Origin of the sequence: Arthrobacter sp. H-02-3, assembly GCF_003097355.1 — a bacterium.
Taxonomy (GTDB): Bacteria; Actinomycetota; Actinomycetes; order Actinomycetales; family Micrococcaceae; genus Arthrobacter; species Arthrobacter humicola.
Genome location: NZ_PYUI01000021.1, coordinates 24,221 through 41,866, shown reverse-complemented (window position 1 = coordinate 41,866; position 17,646 = coordinate 24,221). Strand labels below are relative to the sequence as shown.

Sequence of the window (17,646 nt, the reverse complement as noted above, 5' to 3'; positions counted from 1 at the left end):
CCCATGCTGAAACGACTGAAGACCGCCGATCAGGCCCGGCTGCACCTGATCCTCATGCTCGTGCTGACGTTCTCCACCGGGGTCATCGACGCCGTCGGCTATCTGGGCCTGGACCGGGTCTTCACCGGCAACATGACCGGCAACGTTGTCATCCTGGGCATGGCCCTGCTCGGTGCCGACAACCTGCCCGTCGTCGGGCCCTCGATTGCCCTGGCCTGTTTCATGCTCGGCGCCGTGATCGCCGGCCGTGCCCTTCGGCCCGAAGCGGCAGGCTGGAGCCGGCGAACCACGGCCCTGCTGACCGCCGTCGGCCTCACGATGGCGGCCGTCGCCGTCGTCCTGTTCTTCCACGCCCCGCACGCCGGCGACCCCGTCACCCTGGCAATCACCGGCGCGCTGGCGGTCGCGATGGGGATCCAGGCGGCCACGGCCCGGCACCTGAGCGTCAAGGACGTCACCACCGTAGTGGTGACCTCGACGCTGACCGGGCTCGCCGCCGATTCCCGCCTCGGTGGCGGCAAGGGCGCCCACGCAGGCCGCCGGTTTGGCGCCGTCGTGCTCATCCTGGCCGGCGCGGCCGTCGGCGCGGCCCTGCTGCACGTGCATCCGGGCTTCGGCGTGCTGCTCACCGCACTGCTCACAACGGCTGTGGCCCTCGCCGGCGGCATCGCCCGGAAGCGGGCACAGGATGGGGATCCTGCGCCCGCCGGGTCTGCCGCGTCCCTCGAGGAAGAAGCGGTCCGCTAGCGTTATGCGGGCGTGCGGATCAGTTTCTTGTTGACGAACTCTTCCATTCCCGAGCGCGCCAGTTCGCGCCCTACGCCTGAACGTTTGACCCCGCCGAACGGCAGGTCCTCCTGGGAGTCGGCCGTGCTGTTGATGAAGACCATGCCCGTGTCCAGCCGGTCAGCCACGGATTTGGCCCTGGCAATGTCCGCGCTGAATACAGAGCCGCCCAGGCCGTAGGGCGAGCTGTTGGCCAGCTCGATGGCCTCGTCGGCGTCCTTCACCTTGTAGATGACCGCCACGGGCCCGAAAAGTTCCTCGTGGTAGGCGCGCATCTGCGGAACGACGTCGGTCAGCACGGTGGGCTTCATAAACGAGCCGGCGCCCTCAACAAGGCTTCCGCCGGTACGCAGGGTGGCGCCCTTTTGGACCGCATCCTGAACCTGCTCGATCAGTTCAGCGGCGGCTTGCTGCGAGGCAATCGGGCCGAATTTGGTGGCCGAATCCAATGGATCTCCATGTTTAATGGCGGCCATTCGGTCCGTGAATTTCTCCACGAAGGCGTCGTAGATGTCCTCGACCACCATGAAGCGCTTGGATGCGGTGCAGGCCTGCCCGGCGTTGCTCATGCGCCCGCCCACGGCGGCCTTGATCGTCGCGTCCAGGTTTTCACCGTCGAGGACAATGAATGGATCGGAACCTCCGAGTTCCAGGACGTACTTCTTCAGGTGACGGCCGGCAACCTCCGCAACGGCGGAGCCTGCCCGCTCGGAGCCGGTCAGGGAGACGCCCTGCACGCGGGGGTCCGCAATGATTTCCGCGATTTGCCCATTGGTGGCGAAGACGTTGACATACGCGCCGGCCGGCAGTCCGGCGTCGTCGAAGATCTGCTGGATGGCAAGCGCCGACTGCGGACAGTTCCGGGCATGCTTCAGCACGATCGTATTGCCCAGCATCAGGTTCGGAGCGGCAAAGCGCGCCACCTGATAGTAGGGGTAATTCCACGGCATAATCCCCAGAAGTACACCCACGGGCGCGGAACGGACAATGGCTTCGCCGCCTCCGCGCACGGTGAGCTGCTGATCCTCCATGAATCCAGGGCCTTCATTGGCGTAGTAGTCAAAGATGTCGGCCACGAGCCCCACCTCGCCGGCACCCTGGGACACGGGTTTGCCCATCTCGACGCTGATGATCCGGGCAAGCTCCTGCGCCCGCTCCCGGTACAACGACGCCACGTTGCGCAGAAGGCGGCTGCGTTCGGCCAAATCGAGCTGCCGCCAGGAAAGGTATGCCGACTGGGCAGAGTCCAGGGCCTGGGAGATTTCTTCCGCGGTGGCTGCGGGGAATTCGGCCACGACTTCGCCGGTGGCCGGGTTGATTGTGCGGTAGTAGGTCATAGAAGCAAAGTACGGGAAAGTCGCTAAATAATCTAGTATTGAAGGATTATTTTTTGTTAGGATGATGTCAGTTTCCGGCGAAGCGCAACCCGCTCCGTCCGGGACCGCTAACATGAAGAAACCCGTCGACCAACCAGTGGAGCGCAGACACCTTGGAAACGCCCACGTCCTTCCAACTGCAGATCTACAGATCACTGCCGGAAGTCGAACGCGCAGACGCCATAGTCAACCGGATCACCAAAGCCATCGCCCTGGGAATGCTCAAGGTCGGCGAGCGCCTGCCCACTGAGGCCGCCCTCTCCGAGATGTTCGGCGTCGCAGGCGCCACCCTCCGGGAAGCGTTGGCCGACCTGCGGGAACAGGGCATTGTCGAGACCCGCCGGGGCAGGAGCGGCGGAACGTTCATCGTCAAACAGCCCTCGACGCCGGACGGCGCGATGCGCGCCTGGTTCCTGGCGACGTCGATCGCGGAAATCCGCGACATCGGCGACGAACATTCCGCCATCGCCGCGGCCGCAGCGCGCCTGGCCTGCGAACGGGCAGAAGCCCATGACATCGAGCGGCTCCAGGACCTGGCGAGAGGTACGGCACTTGCCCCGTCTCCTGAAGTCTGCGCCCGGGCGGACAGCCGCTTCCATATCGAAGTGGCCGTCACGGCCCAATCTCCCCGCCTCACCAATGCGGAGATCCGGCTGCAGGCCGAAACCGGCCACCTCCTGTGGGCACCGCTGGCGACGAAATTCGATCCGGAACGTGCCGCGGCCGAACACCTCGCCCTGGTTCGAGCCATCGCGGAGGACCGGTCGAGCGAAGCACAGCAACTGGCCCTGGACCACATTCGACGCAATGTCCACCATCTGATCGATACCAAATTGACCCTCGGCTACGCCGAAGAAAAGCAGGAGGGCAAATGACACCCCAACCGGTCGAGGCCGCCGACGCCCTTTCACGCTGGATGAACACCGTGGCATCCGACGTCACCGCTTTCACAGGCGACGTCACCGAGCTGCTCGCCCGGAACCTTGGCGGCCGGGACAAGGTAGACCAGGACTCGCTCCTGGGTTTGGAACAGCTCTCCAGGGAGTTCCTCGCGGGGCACCCGTTTGCCGTCGGCGCAGGGGCAATCTTCTCCTCCGCGGTCATTGAAAAACAGCAGGGTGTTCTTGAATGGTGGTCCCGGACCAAACCCGGCGTCGTCGAGAAGCTGGAGTTTGACCTCGCGCCCGGCGGCGAGCGCTTTTACGATTACGAGAAGCTCCCGTTCTTCACGACGGCGGCTGCCACTGGGCAGCAGACGCTCTGGGGCCCGTATTTGGACTACCTCGGCGCCGACGACTACATCCTGACGCACACCAACCCGTTCTTCGTGGGCGGTCGCTTCATGGGTGTGGCAGGTTGCGACATCAAGGTCCAGGAACTGGAGACGGCGTTCATGCCGATTCTCCGCTCCATCCCCGGTGACGCTGCCGTCGTGAATGCCAGCGGCCGGGTAATTGTCGGCAACTCCGGCAAGTATCTGGTGGGTGAACGCGTCAAGCCGGATTCGGCCGGCGAGCTCCGCCTTGACCTCAACGTGCCGCACTTGGGCCTGTCCCTGCTCTGCCAAAAATGAAAAAGGCGCGTCCGGAGCGGCTGCTGGCCGCTCCGGACGCACCGGTTTTATCAGGAAACGCTGAAAGAGGCCTCCAGCCCCTCCGCGGCCTCCAGCCCCTCCGCGGGGTCCAGCCCCAGCCGGCGGCGCTGAACGGCCTGGGCCACGAACTCGGTGAAGAGCGCCCGCCGGTCCACGGCCGAAGCGGCCGGGTCTTCCGGGTGCCACTGCACACCCACAACCCACGTCTTGCCGGGATGCTCGGTTCCCTCCACCACGCCGTCGTGGGCGAGCGCCGCGACCCTGAGTGCCGGAGCCACTTCGCCCACGGCCTGATGGTGGCCTGATCGGACAACCAGCCTGTTCCGGCCAAAGATCGCGGCAACCTTGGAGGCCGGCTGGAGCGTGACCTCCTCGTCAAGGAAGAGGGGCTGCCCGGGACCGCCCTTGTGCAGGTCCGAAGGAACCAAATCGGGGATGAGTGTCCCGCCGCAGGCAACGTTGAGCAGCTGGGAGCCGCGGCAGATGGCCAGCAGTGGCTGATCGGCAGCCAGTGTCTGGTGGATGAGGTCGAGGCAATAGTGATCTGCCCGGCTGTCCACCCCGTAGGAGTTGGGCACCGGCCCCTCGTGCCCGTAGAGCGTTGCATCGACATCCCCGCCGCCCAGAAACAACACGGCGTCCGCGTTCGCAACGATCTCCGGCGGCGGAAGCTGAGCAGCGGCGCTGTCCACCAGCACCGCGCGGGCTCCGACCTCGAGCAGTTCCTGAAAAGCACCCCTCGTGAAGTCCTCCATCAACCGCTGGCTTTCAGCCCCCATCCCGGGAAACGTCAGCGAGACGACGACGGCCACCTCCGGCGCGTCGTCGGGAAGGCCGTCGAAACCGGCCGGCACCACTGCCCTGGGATCAACCCGCAGGTGTCCCCTATCCTCGGCGGCCATCAGAGTAGGGCTCCCGCGCTGGCTGGTTCGGGGTGGTGGTTCACCGCAGGCTGGCGCCGTCCGGCGCGCCGCTGGTCGGCCTCGGCCACCAGCCACTCAAACAGGAGCTGATCGCTGAGCCGGGCCCCGGCGTCGTCCTCCGGATGCCACTGCACCGCCAGCACCGCCGATCCCGGTACTTCCAGGGCCTCCACCACGCCGTCGGCGGCGCTGGCTGTGACGCGGAGCCCGCTGCCGAGCTGGCCAACGGCCTGGTGGTGATAGGACGAGACAACAATGCTCCGCTCCCCCGTCACCCCGTGCAGCAGGGAGCCCTCGGCGACGGCGACGTCGTGGAGCTCGCCGCGGTGTCCGACCCGGCTGCCCTCCAAGTGTTGGACCAGGCTGCCTCCCAAGGTGACATTGAGTAGCTGCATGCCTCGGCAGATGGCCAGCAGGGGAACTCCGGAGTCCAGACATGCGCTGATGACGCCGGCCTCGAACTCGTCCTGGCCGGCGTAGTCCGCGGGCGCATGGTTGGCATCCGGTTCCTGGCCGTACCGTGCCGGATCGATGTCCGATCCTCCGGGAACGAGCACCGCGTCGAAGCGGCCCAGCAGGTCCCGTGTGTCCTGGGAGCTGCCCGGGAAGATGATGACAGGCTCTCCCCCGGCACGGTCGATCGCTTCCAGCACGGCGACGGCGACAGCGGCGCCCGCGAAGCGCAGCCCGTGGACAGAGTCGGACCACATCCCCGGGACACCGATGAGGGGCCGGCTCATGCCGGCACCTGCCGGCTCGCTGAAGCTTGGGCCGCGGACGCCAGCGGAAAGTCCAGGTGCGGCATCCACTTGGTCCAGATCTCCTCCAGCCGGCCGTCGGCGATCACGTCGCGGAGCGCACGGTTGAACTCGTCCAGCAGCCCGGGGTTTGAATAGGCGACGCCGATGCCCCAGCGGTTGCGGGTGGCCACGGTAAAGGCGACGTCGTACTCCGGTTCCTCCCCCAACGGGACGGTGACGACGTCGTCATCCACCATGGCGTCGACGTCGCCGTTCCGCAGCGCTGCGAGCATGTCGCCGAAGACGTCCTCGCCGGTGAACGCGACGGGAACTGCATCCGGGAGCGTCACGGCGAGCTTCATGTTGGCGCTGCCCTCGATCGCGGCCACGCGGTAGCCGGCCAGGTCCTCCGGCGCCCGCGCGGGATCGCCCTTGCGCACCAGCACGGTCTCATCGAAGATGGCGTAGGGATCGGTGAAGGCCACCACGACTTTCCGTTCCGGAATGATGCCCTGGCCGCACCAGACGGCATCGACCAGTCCATCGCGTACGGCCGGCAGCATGTCGTCCCAGGCCAGGAACGTCCATTCAATCTCGTGGCCCATCGCAGACACCACCAGCTCCGCGGCCTCCGGCTCGTAGCCGCGCCGGCGCCCGGCGTCGTCCTTCAGATCAAACAGCGGCAGTGCCTTCGAATCGATGCAAGCAAGTTTCAGGAGGCTCATTACGGGATCGTCTCCCAGTACATCTCGCGGTCCCATTCGGTGATGGCGCCGCAGTAGCGGGCCCACTCCTCTTGCTTGAGTTTGGTGTAGATGCCCACGAGGTCGGCCGGCAGTTGGCCGGTCAGGTAAGTGTCCCGGGTGAAGGCGTCGACGGCGTCGCCCAGCGTCAGCGGAAGCTGTCCCTGGCTGGAGGCTCCGGTCTCATCCGGCAGACCGGGGTTGATCTTGCGGTTCAGTCCGTCCTCCATGGCCGCGATGATCAGCGTGTGGGACAGGTAGGGGTTGACCGCGGCGTCGGGAACGCGGTATTCCATCCGGCCGTTCGCGGAGATGCGGACCAGGCAGGCGCGGCTGTCCAGGCCCCAGTTGGCCAGGCTCGGGGCGAACTGTCCGGCGTCCCAGAAGCGCTTGTAGGAGTTGACGGTGGAGGCCATCACGGCCATGGAACCGGGGGCGTGTTCGAGCAGGCCTCCGATGGCGTGCTTTGCGGTCTCGGTGACGTGCAGCTCCACCCGTCCCTGGTCCTCGATGACGTTGGTGTCGCCGGCCCACAGGCTGAGGTTGTGGTGGCACCCGTTGCCCATCTGGCCGTTGTAGGGCTTGGGCATGAAGCTGGCGGTCACGCCGAATTCCCTCGCCACCTGCTTGCAGATCTGCCGGTAGGTCACCAGGCGGTCGGCGGTGTTTTCCACGCGGTCGTACATCCAGTTCAGCTCGAGCTGGCCGTCGTCCTCGTAGTCCCCCTCGATCATGTCCAGCCCCATGGCCTTGCCGTAGCTGACCAACTGCTTGTAGATGGGCCGCATACGCTCGAGGTTTTCCACCTGGTAGGCCGGGCTGGAACCGGGCTTCTTGACGACTTCCATGCCCGGGCCCTCCCAGGTCATCTCCGGCTCGGTGCCGGAGCGGACCTCAAACCCGGTGCGGGACGTGAAGGCCTGGTGGGCGCGGATGAGCAGCGCGCGGCTGTCGATGGCGAGCGGCCGGCCACCGACTTCCGGCAGGTGCGGCGGCTCGTAGGCGGTGCAGAAGATCCGCGCCACCTTGGTGTCCCACGGCAGCACCACAAAGGTGTCCGGTTCCGGAAGCGCCCAGAACTCGTGGGCCTCGACCCCGCCGCCGATCAGCGCGCCGTAGCGGTCCGTCTGCAGGTCGGAAAGGGCCGTCCGGTGGAAACAGATGCCTTTCTCGAGGTTACGGCGAAAATGGTTTGCGGGCACCATCTTGGCCACCATCCGGGAGCCAAGGGTCGGCAGCGCGTAGTAGATGTACTCGACGCCGGCCGCCTCGATCTTGCGGCCCAGCTCCCGCACGGTTTCGGCCCGCAGGTTCCGCTCCTGGTGTTCGGCGAACGCGCCGCGGTCTTGAAGAAGATCGTGAACAGTGGTCAATGCTTCCAAAGTCATGTGGATCAAGCTCTTTTCGTTGGTTGTTAAGTTCGGGAAGCTACGCCGGGCGCCACGGCAAGGGCGCCGGGCGGCTCTTGGTTGAGCACGGCAGTGCGGTAGCGCAGCTGGATGCCGGCCGGCAAGCCCGCGGTGACTGCTCCGATCAGGCGGCCCGCCCTGAAATAGCCGACGGCGACCCCCGCCTCCGGGGCGGAGGCGTCGCCCTCGAAAACCTCGACGGAATCGGCGAGCGCCGGGCTGCCGACACCCTGGATACGGATCTTGAACAGGTCAGTCCAGAAAGACGGCAGCGGGGCGGAGGCTGCTGGCGGGTCCTCGCCGGCGAGGTACGCCAGGAGCGCGGGGGCGGCGATCTTGGCGGTGTCCGTCGGGATGGCCCAATGCTCCACGCGTCGGGCGCCGGCACCCGTGCGAAGGTCCGGGAAGCGGGCAACATCGCCCACCGCCACCACGGGTCCTGCGTTCACGACGCGAAGATGTTCGTCGCAGAGCACCCCGTCGCTGAGGTCCAGGCCGTTTCCCTGCAGCCACTCGGTGTTCGGGTGGGAGCCCACGGCCTCCACCACGACGTCGGCCGCCAGGCGCGTCCCGTCGCTGAGGACAACTCCGCCGCACGTGCCGGCGTCGTTGCCGTTCTCCTTGGTGAGGAATTCCGTGACGCGCGCCCCGGAATGAGTCTCCACGCCGCGGGCATTGAGGAAGCCGCGGACGCCATCGGCCAGTTCCTTGCCCAGGGAGCGTTCCATGGGTCCGCTGGCGCCTTCCACCAGGACCGTGCTGCAGCCGAGCTCGCTGGCGGTGGCGGCCACTTCGCAGCCGATGAAGCCCGATCCCACCACCAGCACGCGGGCCCCTGGCACGAGTTCTTTGTGCAGGGCGAGAGTGTCCTCGAGGGAGCGGACCACATGGCGGCCACCCAGCGGCCCGGGCGCGACGATCCGCGCCGGGCGAAGGCCTGTGGCAATGACGAGCCCGTCATAGCTGATGCTTTCGCCGCTGCCCAGCGTCACGGTCCGGGCGGCGAGGTCTGCCGCGACAATCCCGGTGCCCAGGCGCCATTCGATGCCGGTGGCGCTGGCCCGGGGCCGGAACTGCACGGCGGCGAGAGCCTCCTCCGGCGTGCCCGGCGCGGCGAGGAGCGCTTTGGACAGTGGCGGCCGGTTGTACGGCGGGTGGGCTTCCTCGCCGACGACGACGATCTCCCCCTCCCACCCTGCGGCGCGAAGCTGTTCGGCGGCCCGGAGGCCGCCCATCGACGCCCCGGCAACGACGATCCTGGACGACATGGCTAGTCCTTCAGGAAGATCGCCTGGACGGGGCAGACGTCGATGGCTTCCTCCACCTCGTCCAGAAGGGTGTCGGCAAACCCCTCGTCGAACTCGAGAATGCCGTCGTCGTTCATTCGGAAGACGTCCGGGGCGGCGATGGCGCACTGGCCGTGGTTGTCGCAGAGTTTCCGGTCGACGTGGATGTTTCCCATGATGTTCCTTAATTCGTGATGCGGTTGGTTCTTGGCGGTTCAGCGCTGGCTGTCCGGCGTGCCATGCGCGCTGGTTGCGCTATGCGAGCCAGGCGGGCTAGGTGCGCTTGGTGAAGCCGATCGGCAGGCGGATGGGGCCCGTGTTGCCGGAGTCGGGCAGCCACTCATCGCCGCCGGTCAGGTGGGGGTTGGCGATGCGCCTGGCGAGCAGGGGAAGGGCTTCACTCATGTCGGCGCGTGCAACGAAGTGGCCCAGGCAGTGGTGGACGCCGCCGCCGAAGCCGTAATGCGGCGGGTTCTCGGCCAGCAGGTCCATTTCGGGGTTGGGGAACGCTTTAGGGTCCGTGCCCGAAGACTGCGTGAAGAGGTGCACCGTGGTGCCCTTTTCAATGAACAGGTCCTGGTACGTGAAATCTTCGACTGCCTCGCGGGTCACCCACGTGACGGTCGGGTTGGTGCGCATGACTTCCTCGACCGCTTTGCCGCCCAGTTCGGGGCGTTCGGCGAGCAACTCCCACTGCTCGGGGTTGCGCATGAAGGATTGCATGGCCAGGCCGAGCTGGTTGCGGGTGGTGTCCATGCCGCCGAAGATCAGCAGGACCAGTGCGTTGCGTAGTTCCTCGTCGCTGAGCCGGTCGCCGTCGCGGCTGGCGAGAACCAGGCGGCTGAAGAAGTCCTCACCGGGATTCTTTTGGCGGTCCTTGATCAAGGCTTCGGCGTACTCATAGAGTTCGCCGACGGCGGCGTCCACCTTCTCGAGGTCACGCTTGAACGTGACACCCAGGGCCAGCCCCACCGTGGAGGCCAGACGGGCGATCGTGGGGCATTCGCTTTCGTCGATGCCCAGCAGGATGGTCAGCACCCGGGTGGCGTAGGGTTCCGCGAAGTCACGGATGAACTCGCATTCGCCGTCGTCGATGAAGTTCGAAATCAGTTCCTCGGCCAGCGCCTGGAAGCGCGGGGTCAACTCCTTGATCATTCGGGGAGAGAACGCGGGGTTGAGCAGACGGCGGATGCGGTGGTGGTCTTCGCCTTCGAGAACGAGCAGGTTCTTGGTCCACCAGTCGTAGAACAGTCCGCCGTGCACGCCGTTGTGGTCCGGCCATTTGCCGCTTCCCTGTGAAAGCTTGGGGCTCTTGAGCAGCTTGCTCACTTCGTCATACCGCAAGACGGCAATGCCGTAGTTGGTGCGTGCGTACCAACTCTGTTCGCGGGCTTCGCGAAGCTGTTCGGACTGCATGGCGAAGCTGGGGTCGGAAATATCCAGGTATGGAGTTTCCAGGGAGATGCTCATAGTGGAGCCTTTCTTCCGGCATGCCGCAGCGCAGGCATGCGGCCTGTTCTTGGTGGATGCCTGCGGATCGCCGCAGGCGGGGCGGTGCTGCCCTTAGCTAGATCGGACCTCAGCTGTTGGAGGGGACGGTGATTCGTGGCTCCCCGGAAGGGATTGCGTCGGCTGCAGGGACGTTGCTGTGGCGGTACGGCTTCTTTATGAGCATGTAGGCCAGGCCGATGCCGACGACGACGGCGGCCGACAGCAGGACGAGGTAGTTTTCGTACCAGGGGGCGTCCGGCGTGCGGGGCCAGATCATGTTGGCGATGCCCAGGACGCCCTACGTGAGTGCAGCAACGTTGACGGGGACTCCCCATTTGCCGAGCCGGAACGATCCTGCGGGCTGCCAGCCCTTGAGGCGGGCGCGCAGTGCGGCCAGGACCACCATCTGGAAGGCGACGTAGATCCCCAGTGCGGCGAAGGACACGATGACGACGAGTGCGTTCTCCTGGATGGCGGAGGCCATCACCACCAGCGCGGGTACAACGGCTGCCAGGACCAGCGAGTAGGGCGGGACGTGCCGCTTTTCGTTGAACTTGGACAACAACCGGCTTCCGGGCAGCATTTCGTCGCGTGCCATTGAATAGCCCAGCCGGCTAGCCGCGGCCTGGAGGCTCATGACACAGGACAGGAACGAGACAAGAACCACGCCCAGCACGAGCCTGTAACCGAGAGGTCCGAAGCTGGATTCGAGGACCGAACTGACGGGGTCAACGTCCTTGCCGCTGATCACGGCGCCGAAGTCCGGAACCGCAAGGATCAGGGAAAGGCAGACGAAGGTTGCGGCGAATCCGCCGATGTAGATGGTCATGCGCATGGCTTTCGGAATGCGGCGGCCCGGGTTGGCGATTTCTTCAGCGACATCCCCGCAGGCTTCAAACCCGTAGTACTGGAAGATGCCAATCAGCCCGGCGGCGGCGAACGCCGTGAAGTAGTTCCCGCCGTCGCCCGCCCCAAAGGAATCGAAAAGCACGCTCAAGTCATGGTGGCGGGAGGTGGTGAGGAGCCAGAAGCCGACCACCAGCGCGCCGGCGAGTTCGGCGATCAGTCCGAGCATGGCGATGGTGTTGAGGACTTTGGTTCCGCCCAGATTGATCGCCGTGGCGCAGGCGATCAGGATCAAGGCCCACATTCTGGTGCTGTCCGAACCCAATTCCACCCCGGCAACGGCACCGATGTAGGCGCCTGCACCGAACGCGACGCCTGCAATGGTCACGAGCATGGCCGTCAAGTACACCCAGCCGCTCATCCACCCCCACTTGCGGCCCCACAGGCGTCGCGCCCAGGGGTAGATGCCGCCGGCGACCGGGTAGTTGGAGACGATTTCACCGAATACCAACGCAACGAGGAGTTGCCCCACCCCCACGATCAGGAATGACCAGAGCATCGGCGGGCCGCCTAGGCCCAGCGACGAGGAAAACAAGGTGTAGACGCCCACGACGGGCGACAAATACGTGAAGCCGAGAGAGACGTTCCCCCAGAACGTCATTTCGCGTTTGAACTGCTTGTCATAGGTGTAGCCGAGCCGCGCAAGGTGCGCGGCGTCTTCATCCAGCGGCGTCGTTGCCGGCTGGGGCGATGCTGTTTCAGACATCGAAGCTCCTTTGAGAGGCACAGGGGGTGCCAAGGTGTACAAGGGGTGAGGGTCCGCCGTGTGATGCGGTTCACTGCTAAAACTGTAGTTATGCATGTATTAAATGGCAAGAGATTGGTTGATCGGGTTTGGAATCGCCTATAGATGCCTGAAATCTAGGCTCCGAGAGTATCCGTAACATTCGCAAAAACTTCTAAAATGAAGGAAAAGATCGGACGAAAGTCCTGTTCACCAGCTCGTAGTGGCTGTCCTGCCATGGATGATCGGACGGCCCGGCTTCCACCATCACGGCCGATGGCGACCTACCCGAGGCGATGAGGCTGCTCCTGACACACGTAGAGAGAGGGCGGACCAGCTGCTGTTTGGTCCCCCTCCCTCTATCTGCCTCTCTCTGCCCGGCGCGGCCCTCGCCGGCGGCATCGCCCGGAACCGGACGCAGGATGATGCCGCCGCCGTAGAGAGGCGGCATCGGTGGCATCAACCCGTTGAACCCCTAGCGTCTGGTGTCCGGCCGGCGGTTGGCCTTCAGCGCCGAAATTGTTGGGGGACGGGCGAAATGCCTCGTTAAGGCCGAAGGTATTCCGGGGTTCCGGGAGTGTCATGGCGCTACGACTACCGCCCTGCAAGGTCCGCCCATCCCCCGAACATTGTCACACCGGCCACGTAGTCTGCCCTCACGAGCTTGAACCGTCCGACAGGGGATGACATGGCTGACCTGATCCACGAGGCAAACGACAGGACGCCTTCCCCGCCTGCAGCAGTTGCCTCGGTCCCTGAAACCTTCGAGCCGAATATCCGTGACTGGCCGCAACTACTGACAGCCGGCGGTGAGTTCACCGACGACGCCGTCGCGGACTACCTGCGCCGGCTGAGCCAATACGACCTGCTCACCGCCGAGCAGGAGGTGGAACTGGCACAAGAGATCGAGGCAGGGCTTTTCGCGGAACAGCTCTTGGTGGACGGCACGTCGCGGGTCGGCCAGGACATAGCCGAGCTGCGGACCATCGTCCTTCTGGGCAAGCGTGCCGGCGACGCGCTGCTCCACGCCAACCTCCGGCTAGTAGTGTCCATCGCCAAGCACTACACCCACCGGGGCCTCGACTTTCTCGACCTGATCCAGGAAGGAAACCTCGGACTGCACAGGGCCATCTGCAAGTTCGACTTCACCAAGGGGTTCAGATTCTCCACCTTCGCGACGTTGTTCATCCGCGGCGGCATCCTCCGGGCGCTGGCTAATCAGGCCCGTCTTATCCGGCTGCCGGCGAACGTCGTCGATCAGCTGCAGAAAGTGAGGTCAGCACAACGGACGGCCGCAATGACGGGAACCCTTTGCAGCAAGGAAGATCTTGGCCGGCTGACGAACAATTCGATCGAGAATGTCGAGTATCTGCTGACCTTGGACAATCCGGTCGATTCGCTGGACGGTCCAGTGCCCGACGGCAAGGGCGGCACCGAAGCGCTGGCCGAACAGCTGTTGGATCCCTCTGAGCCCGACGCGGCTGAATTACTCTTCCACCAACAGCTGAAAGCGCAGGTGCATGCCGTACTCGGCACACTTGAGGAGCGCGAGGCAGGGATCATTGCGATGCGCTTCGGCGTGACGGGCGGTGCAGGGAATACCTTGGACGCCGTCGCGAAAGCGTTCGGCATGACCCGCCACCGCGTACGCCAGATCGAGGCCACGGCGATGGAGAAGCTCAAACAACCGTCCCGGTCCAATGCCCTGCGGCAGTATCAGTTTGACTGCTAGAGCCCATCCCGCGGGGAGACGGCGTCGGCGTCCGCGCTGACGGCCCCTAAGCTTTCCGCTGCTCCCGCCACAGCAGCGACACCACGAACACCACAGCACCCAACCCCAGCATGACGAACACCATCAGCCCCCAGTTCTCCTGATTAACGCCGGTGCCATAAAAGATACCGATCAGCACAGTGGCCGTGATCGCCCCCAGGTACCGGCACGTCTGGTAGATCCCCGCGGCCACCCCGCGCTCTTCCATCCGGGTGGACAGGTACATGCCCTGGCTGGAAGCGATGCCGACCACGCCGTAGGGCACGCCCAGCAGTGCGGTCAGCCCAAACACCAGCGGAATGGCGAACGACGCCGTCAGCAGCCACATCGCCCCCGACGCCACAATCAGCAGCACGACGCCGGCGATCAGCACCCGCTTCACGCCGAAACGGTCAATCGCGCGGACCGCGAGCGGCGTCACCACCACCGACATCGCAGCCAGCGGCAGCATCAGCAGACCCACGATCCCGGGATCGTAACCGCCGGCCTCCTGCAGCAGCTGCGGGAGACCGAAGAACGCGAAGTAGTAGACGCCGCTGAACACCGCGAAGCCCAGATAGACCAGCAGCAGCGGACGGTTGCGGCCCAGCAGCCGCAGGTCCAGGAACGGCGGCTTGAACCGCAGCTCGCGCCAGACGAACAGCACGGCGAGCAGCATCCCGCCGCCCAGTAGCCACCAGCGGTAGGCGGGCAGCACGTTCAGGAGCGCCATCATCACCAGCACCATGGCGCCCAGGAACGCCAGAATGCCCGGGATGTCCGAGTCCCGCAGCAGCTCGGAGGCCCGGCCGCGTTCCCGTCCTTCGTCGGCGGGCGCAAACCGCCGAACCAGCAGGATGGCCGCGAGCGAGAGGGGCACGTTGATCAGGAACAACGCCTGCCACCCGACCAGGCTCACCAGCAGTCCACCCACCACCGGCCCGACGGCGGCAGCGGAGGTGTTCGCCATCTGGATCCGGCCCAGCGGCCGCGTGGACTTCACGTTCGCCTGCCGTGCCAGCGCCGCGACCATGACGACGGCGCTCGGAAAGGCGGTCGCGGTACCCAGCGCCATGAAGGCACGGGCCACGCAGAGCAGGGCAAAGTTCGGCGCGAAGGGAGCCAGCGCGCACGTCACCGCCACCAGGGCCATGCCGAGCATGAACAGCCGGCGCGGGCCGAAGCGGTCCGCCAGCCGTCCCATGAGCGGCTGGCCCGCCGCGGAGGTGAGATAGAACGCCGTGATGACCCAGGTGACCGTGGCGACGTCGAGCCCGAAGTCCGCGCGCAGCACCACAAGGGCGACGGCGATCATCGAGGAGTTCAGCGGGTTCAGGGCCGTGCCGAGGCTGAGTCCGGCGACGGCGATGCCCGTCCGGGGAGAGTTGCTCACGGCAACAGTCTGTCCTACGGCGTCGGCCGAAATCGAACCGGACGACACATGCCAGGACAGCCAACGCGTCTAACGTGTCACGCAGGGCAGTCTTTGATCTCCGCGTCAGCCGAGATCCCCCGGGAAACCGCGGAAGACCTACCCAGGCACCGCAAAGACTGCTTTTCGTGACGCGGGCACGGCTCCGAGGCGGCTCCGAAGTGACGCCGGCCCGGCGCCGCGGGCACCGTGGCGAGTAGCCGTTCCCGCGTGTCCGGCAGTGAATCGACGGCGAGGACCTGCCTGCCGCCGTCGAGCAACGCCAGTGTTTCCTTGCCCGCGCCGCACCCCAGATCTATGGCCCGTCGCCCGTTCCCCGGACCGGCCAACCCCATCGCCTCGAGGCAGAGCGGGCGCACGCCGCGCGTTGCCTGGGCGGCGGTGTACTCCGTCCAAACCTTGCTGTCCGCGGGGTTGTCCACGGGCGGCCAGCGGATCTGCCTGCGGAGCTGTCCAAGCGATCACTCGCCGGCCAACGGCCCTGCCGGCGGAGATGCGGACGGAGGCGCCGACGGCGACGCCACGTACCCTGGGTCCCGGTGCCCCCATGCCAGCTCACGGAGCCGGACCAGGTCCAGGGCCGGCTGGGCGGGCGGCACGCCGGGACGTTTACGCGGAACCAGGACCCGAAGGGCACCGGGTTCGATGCTGCACCGCACAGGCGTGCTCATCTGCAGGGCCTCGCCGTCCACTCCGACGGGGATTGCTGGCACGTCTGCGTCAACCACCACCTCCGAGGCGGCGCGTTGGATCAGGCCGTGCTTGGTCGCGCGGCGCAGCAGGCCCACGGCTTCACGGGTGGTCGCGGCGGAAATCGTCACCGCGCCGAGCACGCCGCGGTCCAGCCGGGTCCGCCGGCCCAGGCCCGCGAGGTCGTTGCTGCCGTAGGGGCCGTTGCTCACCAGCACCGCCTGCGGTCCGTCCACCGTCACGCCGTCCAGCTGGGCTCGCAGCCGCGTGCCTTTGTCCCCCTTGATCAGGTCCGGCAGCATCTGCAGCACGGTGCCGGTCTTGTCATCGCGGTACTCCGGGCTCTGCACCACCTCCGCGTACACGCCGAAGGAGGCGTTGTTGACGAAGGTGCGGCCGTTGATCTTGCCGAGGTCTACGTTTAGCTCGACCCCGTCGCGGAGGGCATCCAGGCAGCCGGTCGGATCCTCCCGGTCCAGCCCGAGATCCAGGGCGAAGTGGTTGCGGGTGCCGGCGCTGATCACCAGGAACGGAAGGTTGTGCTCGGCCGCGATGCCGGCCACGAGCGCCTGGGTCCCGTCACCACCGGCGACGCCGAGCAGATCCGCCCCGCGCTCAACCGCCTGCCGGGCCAGCGCATCGACATCCACCGGGCCCGGGCCCTCGAGGAGCGCCACCTCGGCGCCGAGTTCCTCCGCCTTCCGTTGGAGGTCGAACTTCACCACCTTGCCCCCGCCGGAACGCGGATTCATCACCAGGAAAGCATGCCGCCAGGTGGGAGCGGGGTACTCGGGCATCTTTGAGCCTTCCCGGCTCTCCCGGAGGGCCGCGCGGGCACACACCAACGCCACGAACACGAGCCCCACCGTGACCATGACCTCCCACAGGAGTCCGGCTTGAACGAACAAGAACAACACGACCAGCGGGGCGAGCACCGCCAGTCCCAGTGCGCACCAGCGCAGGACTCCGCGGCTGATGAGGAACCAGTAGATCCCGGCCACGGTCACCACGAGGCCGCCGGCACCCGTCAGGAGCAGTGCGATGGTTCCTGCCAAACCCGCAGCCGCCAGGGGAACGAGCGCCGCGCAGACGATCGCGACGTAAGCGGCCCTGGCCCACCACCGCCGGGTCTGTGGGACTTCGTCAAAAGGGATGACAGTCATGTCCTGCTCCTTGCGGTAATCCGGCCCCTGGTCGATCGACCGGTCTCCCCGCCTGCGGCTGTGCCGTCAGGTATTGATCTTGGCCACGGTCATCAGGACCGCCGAGTCCTCTTCCGCTTCCAGGCTGTGCAGCCCGTCGGGCACGATCAGCAGATCGCCGGACTTGCCCTGCCAGGATTCGTTGCCGGCCCGAAGCCGGACACAGCCGCGGAGCACAAACACGGTCGCTTCGCCGGGGTTCTGATGCTCGCTCAACTGCGTCCCCGCCCTGAATGCCATGACGGTCTGGCGGAGGATTTTCTCATGCCCGCCAAACGCCGTGTCCGCCGCACGTCCACTGGGGGCCGCCACCGCAGCTGCAATCTGCTGCCGGGCAAGGGCATCAAGCGATATCTTCTGCATGGGGCCACCCTACTCAGAAAGACGTTCCCTGCCGAGGGTCCTTTGCCCCGTTCAGCCCGGACGCGCCCTGCCATCAGCGCCTCGCACGTTTCGTAACTGTCGCGGCAAGTCCTACCCTGAAATCAACGGCCCGCACCATGGCCGCCCCGCCTCACCGCCAACTGTCGCAACGGAGCTGCAATCATGACCGAGGCCGTCGCTTCCAGCGCGGATCCGCCGGTACCGGCCGCC

At 66.1% G+C, this 17,646-nt stretch carries 17 protein-coding genes; 4 read left to right on the top strand and 13 right to left on the bottom strand.

Features of this window, described 5'->3' with window-relative positions; all coding sequences use genetic code 11:
• The first annotated feature begins 3 nt into the window (after nt 1-3).
• Nucleotides 4-747 (top strand): YoaK family protein, encoded by a 744-nt coding sequence (locus C9424_RS17255; RefSeq protein WP_116768114.1) that lies wholly within the window; start codon nt 4-6, stop codon nt 745-747.
• 2 nt (nt 748-749) lie between these two features.
• On the opposite strand, the gene C9424_RS17250 is transcribed toward C9424_RS17255, so the two are convergent.
• Entirely contained in the window at nt 750-2,123 is a 1,374-nt protein-coding gene (locus C9424_RS17250; RefSeq protein ID WP_116768113.1) for an NAD-dependent succinate-semialdehyde dehydrogenase, read from the bottom strand.
• 152 nt (nt 2,124-2,275) lie between these two features.
• Here C9424_RS17250 and C9424_RS17245 point away from each other — a divergent pair, with 152 nt between their 5' ends.
• Both C9424_RS17245 and C9424_RS17240 read left to right on the top strand, forming a co-directional pair.
• Nucleotides 2,276-3,037: a FadR/GntR family transcriptional regulator gene (locus C9424_RS17245; RefSeq protein WP_116768112.1), complete on the top strand. Its 762-nt coding sequence runs from the start codon at nt 2,276-2,278 to the stop codon at nt 3,035-3,037.
• Nucleotides 3,034-3,735: a cache domain-containing protein gene (locus C9424_RS17240; protein WP_116768111.1), complete on the top strand. Its 702-nt coding sequence runs from the start codon at nt 3,034-3,036 to the stop codon at nt 3,733-3,735. Before C9424_RS17245 ends, C9424_RS17240 begins: the two co-directional genes overlap by 4 nt.
• A 50-nt stretch (nt 3,736-3,785) precedes the next feature.
• On the opposite strand, the gene C9424_RS17235 is transcribed toward C9424_RS17240, so the two are convergent.
• From C9424_RS17235 to C9424_RS17200, 9 genes are all read right to left on the bottom strand, one after another.
• A complete protein-coding gene (locus C9424_RS17235; protein ID WP_116768110.1) occupies nt 3,786-4,658 on the bottom strand; it encodes a gamma-glutamyl-gamma-aminobutyrate hydrolase family protein in 873 nt (290 codons plus the stop codon).
• On the bottom strand, nt 4,658-5,419 hold the full coding sequence (locus tag C9424_RS17230) for a gamma-glutamyl-gamma-aminobutyrate hydrolase family protein (protein ID WP_116768109.1): 762 nt from the start codon (nt 5,417-5,419) through the stop codon (nt 4,658-4,660). Before C9424_RS17230 ends, C9424_RS17235 begins: the two co-directional genes overlap by 1 nt.
• Nucleotides 5,416-6,144: an ABC transporter substrate-binding protein gene (locus C9424_RS17225; protein WP_116768108.1), complete on the bottom strand. Its 729-nt coding sequence runs from the start codon at nt 6,142-6,144 to the stop codon at nt 5,416-5,418. Before C9424_RS17225 ends, C9424_RS17230 begins: the two co-directional genes overlap by 4 nt.
• Nucleotides 6,144-7,550: a glutamine synthetase family protein gene (locus tag C9424_RS17220; protein ID WP_116768107.1), complete on the bottom strand. Its 1,407-nt coding sequence runs from the start codon at nt 7,548-7,550 to the stop codon at nt 6,144-6,146. Before C9424_RS17220 ends, C9424_RS17225 begins: the two co-directional genes overlap by 1 nt.
• 26 nt (nt 7,551-7,576) lie before the next feature.
• Nucleotides 7,577-8,839, bottom strand: a complete 1,263-nt coding sequence (locus tag C9424_RS17215; protein ID WP_116768106.1) for an NAD(P)/FAD-dependent oxidoreductase — start codon at nt 8,837-8,839, stop codon at nt 7,577-7,579.
• A gap of 2 nt (nt 8,840-8,841) precedes the next feature.
• The gene (locus C9424_RS17210; protein ID WP_116768105.1) at nt 8,842-9,033 is read right to left on the bottom strand and encodes a ferredoxin; all 192 of its coding nucleotides are present in this window, start codon (nt 9,031-9,033) and stop codon (nt 8,842-8,844) included.
• Nucleotides 9,034-9,130: 97 nt separating this feature from the next.
• Nucleotides 9,131-10,327 (bottom strand): cytochrome P450, encoded by a 1,197-nt coding sequence (locus tag C9424_RS17205; protein WP_116768104.1) that lies wholly within the window; start codon nt 10,325-10,327, stop codon nt 9,131-9,133.
• Nucleotides 10,328-10,436: 109 nt separating this feature from the next.
• Entirely contained in the window at nt 10,437-10,625 is a 189-nt protein-coding gene (locus tag C9424_RS21965) for a hypothetical protein (RefSeq protein ID WP_237563531.1), read from the bottom strand.
• A gap of 21 nt (nt 10,626-10,646) precedes the next feature.
• A complete protein-coding gene (locus C9424_RS17200) occupies nt 10,647-11,960 on the bottom strand; it encodes an APC family permease (RefSeq protein ID WP_237563530.1) in 1,314 nt (437 codons plus the stop codon).
• Nucleotides 11,961-12,666: 706 nt separating this feature from the next.
• Here C9424_RS17200 and C9424_RS17195 point away from each other — a divergent pair.
• Complete coding sequence (locus C9424_RS17195) at nt 12,667-13,710, top strand: sigma-70 family RNA polymerase sigma factor (RefSeq protein WP_116768103.1); 1,044 nt, start codon at nt 12,667-12,669, stop codon at nt 13,708-13,710.
• Nucleotides 13,711-13,756: 46 nt separating this feature from the next.
• On the opposite strand, the gene C9424_RS17190 is transcribed toward C9424_RS17195, so the two are convergent.
• The 3 genes from C9424_RS17190 to C9424_RS17175 form a co-directional block, all read right to left on the bottom strand.
• On the bottom strand, nt 13,757-15,121 hold the full coding sequence (locus C9424_RS17190) for an MFS transporter (RefSeq protein ID WP_116768155.1): 1,365 nt from the start codon (nt 15,119-15,121) through the stop codon (nt 13,757-13,759).
• 500 nt (nt 15,122-15,621) lie between these two features.
• Nucleotides 15,622-17,013: a diacylglycerol/lipid kinase family protein gene (locus C9424_RS17180; protein ID WP_116768101.1), complete on the bottom strand. Its 1,392-nt coding sequence runs from the start codon at nt 17,011-17,013 to the stop codon at nt 15,622-15,624.
• Between the two features lie 66 nt (nt 17,014-17,079).
• On the bottom strand, nt 17,080-17,415 hold the full coding sequence (locus C9424_RS17175) for a cupin domain-containing protein (RefSeq protein WP_116768100.1): 336 nt from the start codon (nt 17,413-17,415) through the stop codon (nt 17,080-17,082).
• Between the last annotated feature and the right edge of the window lie 231 nt (nt 17,416-17,646).